The organism is Microbacterium sp. C23T, assembly GCF_053345975.1.
Window position 1 is genome coordinate 210547 of record NZ_JBKFBD010000001.1, and the last position, 11363, is coordinate 221909.

At 70.5% G+C, this 11363-nt stretch carries 11 protein-coding genes; 7 read left to right on the forward strand and 4 right to left on the reverse strand.

Annotation, left to right across the window (positions count from 1 at the left end):
• The gene (locus tag ACLBXX_RS00990; RefSeq protein WP_447656440.1) at positions 1–1128 is read right to left on the reverse strand and encodes an AI-2E family transporter; all 1128 of its coding nucleotides are present in this window, start codon (positions 1126–1128) and stop codon (positions 1–3) included.
• Between the two features lie 173 nt (positions 1129–1301).
• Here ACLBXX_RS00990 and ACLBXX_RS00995 point away from each other — a divergent pair, with 173 nt between their 5' ends.
• The 3 genes from ACLBXX_RS00995 to ACLBXX_RS01005 are packed head-to-tail and all read left to right on the forward strand — an operon-like array spanning position 1302 to position 3297.
• Positions 1302–1694 carry a GntR family transcriptional regulator gene (locus tag ACLBXX_RS00995; RefSeq protein ID WP_310286994.1) on the forward strand — a complete coding sequence of 131 codons (393 nt, stop codon included), beginning with the start codon at positions 1302–1304 and terminating at the stop codon, positions 1692–1694.
• Positions 1691–2605 (forward strand): ABC transporter ATP-binding protein, encoded by a 915-nt coding sequence (locus ACLBXX_RS01000; protein WP_447656441.1) that lies wholly within the window; start codon positions 1691–1693, stop codon positions 2603–2605. The genes ACLBXX_RS00995 and ACLBXX_RS01000 overlap by 4 nt, the downstream gene beginning before the upstream one ends.
• Positions 2602–3297, forward strand: a complete 696-nt coding sequence (locus ACLBXX_RS01005) for a hypothetical protein (RefSeq protein ID WP_447656442.1) — start codon at positions 2602–2604, stop codon at positions 3295–3297. Before ACLBXX_RS01000 ends, ACLBXX_RS01005 begins: the two co-directional genes overlap by 4 nt.
• 79 nt (positions 3298–3376) lie before the next feature.
• On the opposite strand, the gene ACLBXX_RS01010 is transcribed toward ACLBXX_RS01005, so the two are convergent.
• Positions 3377–3670, reverse strand: a complete 294-nt coding sequence (locus tag ACLBXX_RS01010; protein WP_045302127.1) for a chorismate mutase — start codon at positions 3668–3670, stop codon at positions 3377–3379.
• Positions 3671–3804: 134 nt separating this feature from the next.
• Between ACLBXX_RS01010 and ACLBXX_RS01015 the strand changes: the two genes are divergently transcribed.
• From ACLBXX_RS01015 to ACLBXX_RS01025, 3 genes are all read left to right on the forward strand, one after another.
• The gene (locus tag ACLBXX_RS01015; protein WP_447656443.1) at positions 3805–5040 is read left to right on the forward strand and encodes an AI-2E family transporter; all 1236 of its coding nucleotides are present in this window, start codon (positions 3805–3807) and stop codon (positions 5038–5040) included.
• Between the two features lie 138 nt (positions 5041–5178).
• Positions 5179–6786 (forward strand): LuxR C-terminal-related transcriptional regulator, encoded by a 1608-nt coding sequence (locus ACLBXX_RS01020; RefSeq protein WP_447656444.1) that lies wholly within the window; start codon positions 5179–5181, stop codon positions 6784–6786.
• Positions 6787–6995: 209 nt separating this feature from the next.
• Positions 6996–8087: a flavin-containing monooxygenase gene (locus tag ACLBXX_RS01025; RefSeq protein WP_447656445.1), complete on the forward strand. Its 1092-nt coding sequence runs from the start codon at positions 6996–6998 to the stop codon at positions 8085–8087.
• 148 nt (positions 8088–8235) lie between these two features.
• Here the strand turns inward: ACLBXX_RS01025 and ACLBXX_RS01030 are convergent, their stop codons facing one another.
• Both ACLBXX_RS01030 and ACLBXX_RS01035 read right to left on the reverse strand, forming a co-directional pair.
• The gene (locus ACLBXX_RS01030) at positions 8236–9432 is read right to left on the reverse strand and encodes a lactonase family protein (RefSeq protein ID WP_447656446.1); all 1197 of its coding nucleotides are present in this window, start codon (positions 9430–9432) and stop codon (positions 8236–8238) included.
• A gap of 1 nt (position 9433) precedes the next feature.
• Positions 9434–10720 (reverse strand): adenylosuccinate synthase, encoded by a 1287-nt coding sequence (locus tag ACLBXX_RS01035; protein ID WP_447656447.1) that lies wholly within the window; start codon positions 10718–10720, stop codon positions 9434–9436.
• Positions 10721–10886: 166 nt separating this feature from the next.
• Between ACLBXX_RS01035 and ACLBXX_RS01040 the strand changes: the two genes are divergently transcribed.
• The coding region (locus tag ACLBXX_RS01040) for an LLM class flavin-dependent oxidoreductase (protein ID WP_447656448.1) at positions 10887–11363 on the forward strand (477 nt) is incomplete at its 3' end.

Genomic DNA, 11363 nt, shown 5'->3' on the forward strand with positions numbered 1-11363 from the left:
TCACTGGTCGTGGGGCATGGCGTGGTCCTGCCGGGGCAGCACGACCTCGCGGATGATCAGCGTCAGCGCCGCCGTCACGGGCACGGCGACGAGCGCTCCGAGCAGGCCGAGCAGCGCCGCGCCGATGAGGGCGCCGACGAGCACGAGGATGCCGGGGATCTGGATCGTCCGTCCCATCAGGCGGGGGGTGAGGACGTAGGACTCGATCTGCATGTAGACGAGGTAGAACAGCGCGAACAGCAGCGCGGCGGTCGGGTCGGCGAACAGCGCGACGGCTGTGCCGACGATCCAGAACAGGACCGAGCCGACGACCGGGATCAGGGTGAGGAAGAACGCGACGACCGCCATCAGCGTGGGGAACGGGAGACCGAGCACGACGTTCAGCAACAGCACGACGGCGGCGTTGCAGGCGCCGAGGACGATCATCGTCATCACGAAACCGCCCATGGAGTCGGTGATGGTCTCGGTCAGCCGCTGCACGGTCGGCCGTGAGGGCGCGGCCACCAGGCGATAGAACGTACGCTTCATCGCCTCGAGCGACGCGAGGAAGTACAGCGTGAGGACGACGATGACGAAGGTGCTCGATATCGCGCCGGCCACGCCGCTCGCGGCGGACAGGACGCCGCCCGCGAGGGCGAGCAGGCGTCCGGGGTCGGCGAGCTGGTCGACGACGGCGGCCCGGATCGCCTCGGGATCCGCGCCGATCGTCGATGTGGCGGTCTGGAACCACTCCGTGCGGCTCATCGCGAGCATCGCATCGGGGATGGACTGCGCGAGCGCGATCACCTGCGCGATCGCACGAGGCAGCACGAAGCCGACGAAGGCGGCCACGATGACGGCGAAGACCGTGAAGACCAGCCCGATCGACCAGCCGCGCCCGACGCCTTTGCGGCCGAGCCAGGCGACGACGGGATCCAGGCCCAGCGCGAGGAACAGGGCGAGCATGAGGGCGAGCAGGACGGTGGCCACCTGCACCACCGCGAACGCCAGGGCGAGCGTGAGCAGCACCCCGAGGGTGGCGACGACGGCACCCCCGAACGGATGCCGCGCCCGTGTCACCACCGACAGGCCGCGGCGTCGGCCCACCGCCGCCTCGGGCGAGCGCTCCTCGATCTCGAGCCCCATCATCGTCCGGAGTCCTTTCGCACACGGCGCCACCCGCCTCTGCGAGGGCGATGGCTCCAGCGTGGCGGCGTGCGAATCCCCCGCGCATCGTCCCGACGGGATGAAACGGAGGGGTTGACGGCATCCACGTTCCGTGGTTACTTAGTCAAGTAACTAACCGACCAAGCGGAGTTGATGTGATCGAAGAAGGCCGGGCGCTGTTCCTCCAGATCGCCGAGAGCGTGGAGGACGCGATCATCGACGGCAGCCTCGCCGAAGAGGCGCAGGCGCCGTCGACGAACGAGCTCGCCGCCTTCTACCGGATCAACCCCGCCACCGCCGCGAAGGGAGTCGCGATGCTGACCGACAAGGGCGTGCTGTACAAGCGGCGCGGCATCGGCATGTTCGTGGCGCCGGGTGCGCGCGAACTCCTCATGAACGAACGCCGCACCGCATTCGCCGACCGCTTCGTCGAGCCGCTGCTCGCCGAGGCCCGCAAACTCGGGCTCGGGCCCGAAGACCTGGAACTGCTCATCCGCGACCGCGCCGGGGCGCACGTCGCGACCACCACGGAAGGGAACGCACGATGACGACCGGGAACCACGTCATCGAGGTGAAGAACCTCACCAAGCGCTACCGCGACGTCGTCGCGGTAGACGACGTGAGCTTCACCATCGAGAAGGACACCATCTACGGCCTGCTCGGCCGCAACGGCGCCGGCAAGACGACGGTCATGTCGATCCTCACGGCGCAGAACTTCGCGACGTCGGGCGACGTGCGGGTGTTCGGCATGCAGCCGTACGAGAACGTCAAGGTGCTCTCGCGCATGTGCTTCGTGCGCGAGAGCCAGAAGTATCCGGACGACGCGCTGCCCAAGCACGCGTTCGGCGCCGCGAAGCTCTTCTTCCCCCACTGGGACGACGAACTCGCCGCGCAGCTCATCGACGACTTCCAGCTGCCTCAGAAGACGCGCATCAAGAAGATGTCGCGCGGACAGCTCTCGGCGGTCGGCGTGATCATCGGCATCGCCTCGCGCGCCGAGATCACGTTCTTCGACGAGCCGTACCTCGGCCTCGACGCCGTCGCGCGGCAGATCTTCTACGACCGGCTGCTCGAGGACTACACCGAGCACCCGCGCACGGTGATCCTCTCGAGCCACCTGATCGACGAGGTGTCGAACCTCATCGAGCGCGTGCTCGTCATCGATCGGGGACGCATCGTCATGGACGAGGCGACCGATGCCGTGCGCGACCGCGCCGCGAACATCGTGGGCGACGTGAGCGCCGTCGACGCGTTCGTGACGGGCCGGCAGGTGATCCACCGCGAGAGCCTGGGGAACGTGGCATCCGTCACCGTCCTCGGCGCGCTGTCGCTGGCAGACCGCGAGCGGCTCGCGGCCGCCGGCCTCGACGTCGCGCCGGTCTCGCTGCAGCAGCTGATCGTACGCACCACCCAGAACGCGGCCGGGTCCGCGGCATACGAGGAAGGAGCGCTGCGATGAACCGCACCGTCAACGTCGTGCGCATGCAACTGATCAACAAGCAGACGTTCGTCTGGGTGCCGCTGATCGTGCTCGGCGCATCGTTCGCGATGTCGATCGCGATCTACGCGATCCTCAACTCGTCGGGTCTTCCCGGTCCCTTCTACGGCGGCGGCTCGCAGGCACCGTTGTGGGTGCTGCTGTTCGTCGGGATCTCGTCGCTGACGCTGACCTTCCCGTTCTCGCAGGCGATGAGCGTCACGCGCCGGGAGTTCTTCTTCGGCACGATGCTCGCCGCGGCGATGTGCGCGGCGCTGCTGGCGGTGGTGTTCGCGGTCGGCGGGCTGATCGAGGAGGCGACGAACGGCTGGGGCATCAACGGGTACTTCTTCGCCCTGGACTGGGTCGTCGAAGACGGCGCGCTCGGCGCGGCCTTCTTCTACTTCGTGATGGCGATGCTCATCTTCATGCTCGGGTTCTGGTCGGCCACGGTCTACAAGCGGTGGGGCGCCCTCCTGCTGACCCTCATCTGGGTCGGCATCGGCGCGCTGCTGCTCGTCGCGATCTGGGCAATCACCCGGTTCGAGGTGTGGGGCGAGGTCGTCTCGGGGCTGGTCGGCCTGGGCGCCGTCGGCCTCGCGGCCTGGGGCCTGGTCCTGACGGTCGTTCTCGGCGGGGTGTCCTACCTCACGCTCCGGCGCACGGTTCCCTGATCAGCCAGGAATAGTGGATGCTGCCACCCGGCGATCACGCCGGGTGGCAGCATCCATATGTTCCACGTGAAACGGAAGCTCAGCGGGAGTCGGCCGCCTCGGTGTGATGGCGGATGACCTCGGCGACCACGAAGTTGAACCACTTCTCGGCGAAGGCCGGGTCGAGGTCGGCCTGCTCGGCGAGGCTGCGCAGGCGCGCGGTCTGCTGCTCCTCGCGGGCCGGGTCGGAGGCGGGCATGCCGTGCTCGGCCTTCAGATGGCCGACCTGCTTGGTCGCCTTGAAGCGCTCAGCGAGCAGATACACCAAGGCGGCGTCGATGTTGTCGATACTGCTGCGCAGCCGGGCCAGCGTCGTCGTGGGGTCTTCGGTCATGGCGCTCCTTCTCGCCCCTCGACGATACCCGAGCGACCGGACGCCTCCGGCGGGATGACGCCTACTCACGCGATCCGCATGAAGTTGCCGCGCGCACCTCGTCGCGCGCACCCCCCAGTCCTAGAGTGTGTCCCATGACCGATGCCTCGCCCACCCTCGGTGCCACCGCCGCCGAGGCTGCTGAACCGCTGTCCGTCGACGCTGCGGCGGGCACGGACGCCCAGACCCCCACGACCACGTCCGTCAACGGCGCCGCCGTCGACACCGCACCCGACGACGCCCCGGTGTTCACCGGCGAGGCGCCCGCGGGCAAGACGTTCTGGGCGAACCTCAACAGCCCGTTCCGATTGGGCCTGGTGCTCACGCTGGGCGGACTGGCGGCGATCGCGCTCGGCCTGGCGTTCTGGAACCTCTCGACGATCATCATCTACGTCGTGTTCGCGCTCTTCGCGGCGCTCGGCCTCGACCCCGTCGTCCGGTGGTTCGGGCGGCACAACGTGTCGCGGCCGTGGGCGATCGTGATCGTGTACACCGCGTTCGCGCTGGTGCTGACCGGCATCCTGCTGCTCGTCGTTCCGACCCTGATCAAGCAGATCAGCGCGTTCTTCACCGACCTGCCGACGACCATCGCGAACTTCCAGAAGTCGGACTTCTACAGCTGGCTGAGCGACACGTTCGGCTCGCAGGTCGGCCAGATCACCGACCAGGTGGAGAAGTTCCTGACGAACCCCGCGAACATCGCCGCGATCGGCGGCGGTGTCGTGAACTTCGCCGTGAGCGTGGGCACGACCATCTCGGGGCTGATCATCGTGCTGGTGCTGAGCCTCTACTTCCTCGCGGGCTTGCCTGCGATGAAGGTCGCGTTCAACCGTTTCGTCGCGGCACGCAACCGCAAGAAGGCCGCGGCCATGACCGACCAGATCACCGACTCGATCGGGGCCTACCTCATGGGCATGGTCGTACTGGCGTTCTGCAACTCTGTCATCGCGTTCCTGCTGCACCTGTTCCTGGGGTTGCCCTTCCCGGCACTGATGGGCGTGCTCGCCTTCCTCATCACGCTGATCCCGCTCATCGGTTCTGTCCTGTACTGGCTGACGGCGACGACGATCGCGCTCTTCACCGGCGGCTGGGTGCCGGCACTGATCTTCGCGATCATCTACCTCATCTACATGCAGCTCGAGGCGTACGTCCTGACCCCGAAGGTGATGAACAAGGCGATCTCGGTGCCCGGCGCCCTCGTCGTGATCGGCGCGATGGTCGGCGGCACGCTGCTCGGCCTCCTCGGCGCGCTCGTCGCGATCCCGGTGACGGCGTCGATCCTCCTCATCATCAAGCAGGTCTTCATCCCCAAGCAGGACGCCAAGATCTAGTAGCGCCCCGTCGGCGCGAGACCGCACGAATGCGCCGAGGCGCGATGCGCGCCGGTGCTGTCGTGCGGTCTCGTTGCGATCGCACGGAAGGTGGGCCGCGGGCTTGTCGGCGCCTCGGGCCGCGCCCATACTGTGCGCATGGCGATCCGGGAGGCCGGCGTCGTGGACTGGACGGGCCGGTACGAGGAGCTCACCGCACGCGAGGCCGCACTGGCCGGCGATGAGCTGGACGAGCTCGGCCAGGCGGCGTGGTTCGTCGGCCGCGACGACGTCTCGGTGAGGGCGTGGGAGCGGGCGCACCTGCGCTATCTCGACGACGGCGATCTCACCGCGGCGGTGCGGTGCGTGTTCTGGCTCGGCTTCACCCTGAGCGAGCACGGCGACGAGGTGCGCGCCGGCGCCTGGATGGCCCGGCTCATCGAACTGTGCGGGCGCGCCGATGCCACGCCCGCGACCGACGCCGCCCGCGCGCTGTGCGTCGCCGTCGGGACGTTCGCACGAGGCGAGGCCGCAGCATCCATCCCGCTCTTCCACGCGGCGATCGAGAGAGCGGATGCTGCGGCCGACGCCGATGCGGTCACCCTGGGGACCATGGGGCTCGGCCGCGCGCTCCTGGCGACGGGAAGGATGGAGGAGGCGTTCGCCGAGATCGATCGCGTGATGCTGCTGATCGCCGACGGGCAGGTGAGCGACCGGGCGGCCGGACCCGCCTACTGCGCGGCGATCGCCAGCCTGCTCGGGCGCGGCGACATCGAGCGCGCCCGCGTATGGACGCGGGAGCTCGGCGACTGGTGCGACGCGCAGCGCGGGCTCGAGCCGTTCCGCGGCGAGTGCACGCTGCATCGGGCGGGCGTCCTGCAGCTGGGCGGCGAGTGGCAGGCTGCGGCGAGCGCGGCCGACGAGGTCTGCGCGACCGAGAAGCGCGGCGAGACTCTCGCGAACGCCTGGTACCGTGCCGCGGACCTGCACCGGGTCACCGGGCGAGCGGGGCCCGCGCGCGAGGCGATGCGCCGTGCCGCCTCCCTCGGCCGCGAGGTGCAGCCCGGGCTCGCTCTGCTGCACCGAGACACCGGAGACCTCGGCGGCGCGTGGGCAGGACTCGAGGCCGCGCGGACGGCATCGCACGAACCTGCGGTACGCGCGGAGTTGCTGGCGGCGACTGTGCGCGTGGCGCTCGACCGTGGACGGGTGGCCGACGCGGCGGCCGCCGCCGAGGAACTCCGGGCATGCGCGACGACGTTCGACACCCGCTACCTGCGGGCGCTGTCGTCGCGGGCCGACGGCGAGGTCGCGCTGGCGGAGGGTCGTGCCACCGAGGCGCTGGCGCTCCTGCGCGCGTCGTGGGCGGCATGGCGGCGGCTGGACGCACCGTACGACGCGGCCCTCACACGCATCTCGATCGGCGCCGCGATCCGCGACATCGGCGATGCCGAGGGCGCCGAGCTCGAGTTCGACGCGGCACGCGGGGTGCTCGAAGGGCTCGGCGCGATCCCCGATCTCGCGCGCCTCGAGCGCGTCGCCGCGGCGCGGGGCGCAGCATCCGATCCCGGACTCAGCCGGCGGGAGCGGGAAGTGCTCGCCCTCGTCGCTCGCGGTTGGTCGAACCGGCGCATCGCCGAGCACCTGTTCCTCAGCGAGCGCACGGTCGCGCGGCACGTCGGCAGCATCCTCGCGAAGCTCGGGGTGCCGAGCCGGTCGGCGGCGACGGCCTACGCCTTCGAGCACGGGCTGGCCGTCGCCACCTGAGCCCCCGACGCGGTCCTCAATTGAGGATCTGCGCCGAGATGAGGAGCGGGGCCCGGCGTGTCGCTCCGCATTCCGGCAACGCTCCTCAACTGAGGATCCGCGACGACTCAGACGGAGGGGCGGACGGATGCTGCGGCCCGCGGAATTGGTCATTTCTGCCGATGCCGGCCCGGCCACCCCGCTCCTACCGTGAGGGTCAGGAGGTCATCATGGACACCACAACACTCGACACCGTGGTCATCGGCGCGGGGGTCGCCGGTCTTCACACCGCACGTCTGCTCGCCGCCCGCGGCGTGAACTTCGAGATCATCGAGGCCGCTGATCGCGTGGGCGACACCTGGCGGGAGCGCTATCGCTCGCTGCGGCTGTTCACGCCGCGGCGCTGGGCGGAGCTGCCCGGCATGCGTCTCGACATCGGATTCTTCGAATACCCGACCGGCGTCGAGTTCGGCGACTACCTCGAGCGCTGCGCCGCCGCGATCGGTGCGCACGTGCGGCTGTCGACGCGCGTCGAGCGGCTCGCGCTCGACGCGGACGGCAGGTTGCGGGTCGCCCTGTCGACCGGGGACGAGATCGTCGCCGCGCACGTGGTCGTGGCCACCGGGGCTCATCACGTACCGCTCGTCCCGCCGTTCGCCGGGGAGCTCGACCCCGCGATCCACCAGCTGCACTCCCTCGACTACCGCGGTCCCGAAGACCTCGAGCCGGGATCGGTGCTCGTCGTCGGCGCCGCGAACTCGGGCACCGACATCGCGCTCGAGGCGGCAGCATCCGGTCATGAGACCAGGATCTCGGGGCGGCACCCGGGACAGATCCCGCCCGACATCGACACCGCGATCGGCAACCTCATGTCGGGACTGTTCCTGCGGCGGCTTCGTGCGACGACGATCGACACCGAGCGCGGGCGTGCGTTCCTGGCGGCGAACCGCGGCCACGGCGTCAACCTCGTCCGCAACAAGACCCGCGACCTCGAGAGGGCCGGGATCGCGCAGGTCGCCCGCGTAGCCGGGGTGCGTGACGGGATGCCGCTGCTCGAATCGGGCGAGACGCTCGACGTGGCGAACATCGTGTGGTGCACCGGCTCGACGCCGGACTTCGGCTGGATCGACATCCCCGGGGTTCTGCGCCCCGACGGGGTCGCGCACCGGCGCGGAATGGTCGACGCCGTTCCCGGGCTCGCGTTCGTCGGCCTGCCGTTCCAGTACTCCGTGATGTCGCCGACCCTCGTCGGCATGCGCCCCGACGCCGAGTACGTGGTCGAGCAGCTGCTCGCCCCGGCGGCGGTGCCGCAGGCCGCCTGAGGTCGGAGGGTGTTCCTCAGTTGAGGAGCATTGCCGAGATGCGCGCCGAAACCGCCGTCCCGCTCCTCATCTCGGCCCACGTCCTCAATTGAGGAGCGAGCCGACAGGCGGCGAGGCGACCACGGGGCGCGGCCGACCTCGGCCCGGATCAGCGGACGGGGAGCAGGCAGGTCGGCGACGGGGCCTCGGCGCGGTGCCGCACGCGTCCCGGAACTCCCGTGCGCACGTCGAGCGTGAGCGACGCGACCTCGTTCGACAGCTGCCCGGCGACGAGCAGGGTGTCGCGGACCACCACGTGGTGCCGCGGCCAGTCGACGCCGGCGTCGACGAGGGCGACCGGCTCGACGTACTCGCCGGCGCCCCGCACGCGGAGCGTCGCGAGGGTGTTGCTGCCGCGCACGCCGGCGTACAGGAACTCTCCGTCACGCGACGCGGCGAGCTCGGCGGCGCTGTCGCCCGGGAGGGTTCCGGCGCCCAGCGGCGTGCCGCCCACGAGGCTCCACGTGCCGTCGACCGCCGGCACGAGCACGAACAGCTCGCACGAGAACTCGGTCACGACGTAGAGGTGCCCGCTCGGGTGCCACACCATGTGCCGCGGCCCGCTGCCCTTCGGCAGCGCGACCTGCTGCACCTGGCGCAGCCCGTTCGCGCCGTCACGCCAGAACCGCACGACGTCATAGCCGAGATCGGTCGTCGCGATCAGCCCGCCCGGCAGGAAGGCCGCCTGGTGCGCACGGGAGGGGCGGACCTCGGATGCTGCGTCCTCGGCGCCCGGTGCCGGCTCGGCCTCTTCGCGGTCGTGGTCGGGCACGAGGTGCGCGTACTCATCGCCGGCGGCCTCGCGCAGCGCACGGGCGGCCGCAGCGAGGTCGATGTCGCCGGCCCGTTCCGCCGCGCCGTCGGGTCCGTACGGGTCGGTCGCCGCCGGAGCGATCGCCGGCGACGAGGGACGGCCCGAGGCATCCAGGTTCATGCGGACGACGCGCCCATCGCCCCAGCAGCTCGCGATGAGGAAGCGACCGTCTGGCGACACCGCCACGTGGCACACCGCCTCACCGGCGGCGACGGGAGCACCGAGCGGCACGAACGTCGTCTCGCCGGTACGACGGAACGCCTGCACCTGCTGCCGTGCTTCGAGCGCGGCGTAGACGACGTCCCCCGGCGCGACCGTCAACGAGCCGGGGTGCGCCGCCAGCCACGACGGCGAGTCGATCGTCGCGACCTCGCCGGCGAACGCCAGCGCGCCGCCCGCGGAGGCGTCGTCGGCGGCGCCGGCGAGCAGCATCCCGAATCCGGACGCGCTGCCGCCCATGTCGGCGGTGTACCCGCCCAGCCAGAACCTCACGTCAGTCGACGAGGTCGTGGCGCACGATGACGGCGTCGCGGGCAGCGCCCACGCCGATGACCGAGATGCGCGTGCCGCTCATCGCCTCGAGCGCGAGGACGTACTCCTGGGCCTCGCGCGGCAGCTCGTCGAAGGTGCGGGCGCCCGAGATGTCCTGCTTCCAGCCGGGGAAGTACTCGAGGATCGGCTTCGCGTGGTGGAAATCGGACTGGTTCACGGGGACCTCGTCGAACCGCTCGCCCTCGACGTCATATGCGACGCAGACCGGGATCTGGTCGAGGCCGGTGAGGATGTCGAGCTTGGTCAGCACGAGGTCGGTGATGCCGTTGATGCGGGTCGCGTAGCGCGTGATCGGCGCGTCGTACCAGCCGACGCGGCGCGGACGGCCCGTCGTGGTGCCTAACTCGAAGCCGCGCGAGCGCAGGAAGTCGCCGTTCTCGTCGAACAGCTCGGTCGGGAACGGTCCCGAACCGACGCGCGTCGTGTACGCCTTCACGATGCCGACGATGCGGTCGAGGCGGTTGGGTCCGACGCCCGCGCCGGTCGCGGCGCCACCGGCGGTCGCCGACGACGACGTGACGAACGGGTAGGTGCCGTGGTCGACGTCGAGCATCGTCGCCTGGCCGCCCTCGAAGACGACCACGTCGCCCGCGTCGAGGGCGTCGTTCAGGAGGAGCGACGTGTCGGCCACCATCGGGCGCAGGCGCTCGGCGTACGACAGCAGGTCGTCGACGATCTCATCGGCGGTGATCGCGCGGCGGTTGAAGATCTTGACCAGCAGGTGGTTCTTCTGGTCGAGGGCGCCCTCGACCTTCTGACGCAGGATGTTCTCGTCGAAGAGGTCCTGCACGCGGATGCCGACGCGGTTGATCTTGTCGGCGTAGGCCGGCCCGATGCCGCGACCGGTGGTGCCGATCTGGCGCTTGCCGAGGAAGCGCTCGGTGACCTTGTCGAGCGTGCGGTGGTACTGCGTGATGATGTGCGCGTTCGCACTCACGCGCAGGCGCGAGGTGTCGAGACCGCGGGCGTGGAGCGCCTCCAGCTCGTAGAAGAGCACCTCGAGGTCGATGACCACACCGTTGCCGATCACGGCGTTCACGCCGGGAGACAGGATGCCGGACGGCAGCAGGTGCAGCGCGTACTTCTCGTCGCCGATCACGACCGTGTGGCCGGCGTTGTTGCCGCCGTTGAACTTGACCACCCAGTCGGTGCGCTCACCCAGGAGATCGGTGGCCTTGCCCTTGCCCTCGTCTCCCCACTGGACTCCGACGATCACGATGCCTGGCATGGGCTACTCCCCCGTTATCGGACGGTTACACCCCATCCTATCCGGATGCTTCGTTACGCCTTCTGGCGCCGCGAGTCCTCCCGTGACGACCGGGGTTGGACGCACGCACGACCCCGCGGGAATCGTGAAGAGCGGATCGCCTCGTGCGAAGAAAGGACGGGTTCCCGTGACCGATCAGGTTCACCTCGCCATCGCCCTCGAACGGGCCGGCTGGCACCCCGCCGCGTGGCGCGAGGCGACGGCCCGCCCGCACGAGCTGACGTCGGCGCGTTACTGGCGCGACCTGCTGCGCGCGGCGGACGACGCCGGCATCGCCCTCGCCACGATCGAGGACGCCCTCGCGCTCCCCGACCGCTTCGAGCCCGCCGAGGGACTCCGCCGCGACCGCGTTCGCGGCCGCCTCGACGCCGTGCTCATCGCGTCGTACGTCGCGCCGCTGACGCGCCGGATCGGCCTGGTGCCGACCGTCACGACCGCGCACCCCGAGCCGTTCCATGTCGCCACCGGCATCCAGACGCTCGACTTCGCCAGCCGCGGCCGCGCCGGGGTGCGTCTGGTCGCGGGCGCCTCGTCCGCCGAGCGCGCCAACTTCGGCCGCCGCGACTCGGGCGGCGGGGCGCGGCCCCCCCCGCGGCCCCGCGGC

Excerpts from the sequence above, each read along its gene's own strand:
- ACLBXX_RS01025 (WP_447656445.1), top strand. The coding sequence starts at position 6,996 with ATGGACACCACAACACTCGACACCGTGGTCATCGGCGCGGGGGTCGCC.
- ACLBXX_RS01005 (WP_447656442.1), top strand. The coding sequence starts at position 2,602 with ATGAACCGCACCGTCAACGTCGTGCGCATGCAACTGATCAACAAGCAG.
- ACLBXX_RS01035 (WP_447656447.1), bottom strand. The coding sequence starts at position 10,720 with ATGCCAGGCATCGTGATCGTCGGAGTCCAGTGGGGAGACGAGGGCAAG.
- ACLBXX_RS00990 (WP_447656440.1), bottom strand. The coding sequence starts at position 1,128 with ATGATGGGGCTCGAGATCGAGGAGCGCTCGCCCGAGGCGGCGGTGGGC.
- ACLBXX_RS01010 (WP_045302127.1), bottom strand. The coding sequence starts at position 3,670 with ATGACCGAAGACCCCACGACGACGCTGGCCCGGCTGCGCAGCAGTATC.
- ACLBXX_RS01020 (WP_447656444.1), top strand. The coding sequence starts at position 5,179 with ATGGCGATCCGGGAGGCCGGCGTCGTGGACTGGACGGGCCGGTACGAG.
- ACLBXX_RS01015 (WP_447656443.1), top strand. The coding sequence starts at position 3,805 with ATGACCGATGCCTCGCCCACCCTCGGTGCCACCGCCGCCGAGGCTGCT.
- ACLBXX_RS01000 (WP_447656441.1), top strand. The coding sequence starts at position 1,691 with ATGACGACCGGGAACCACGTCATCGAGGTGAAGAACCTCACCAAGCGC.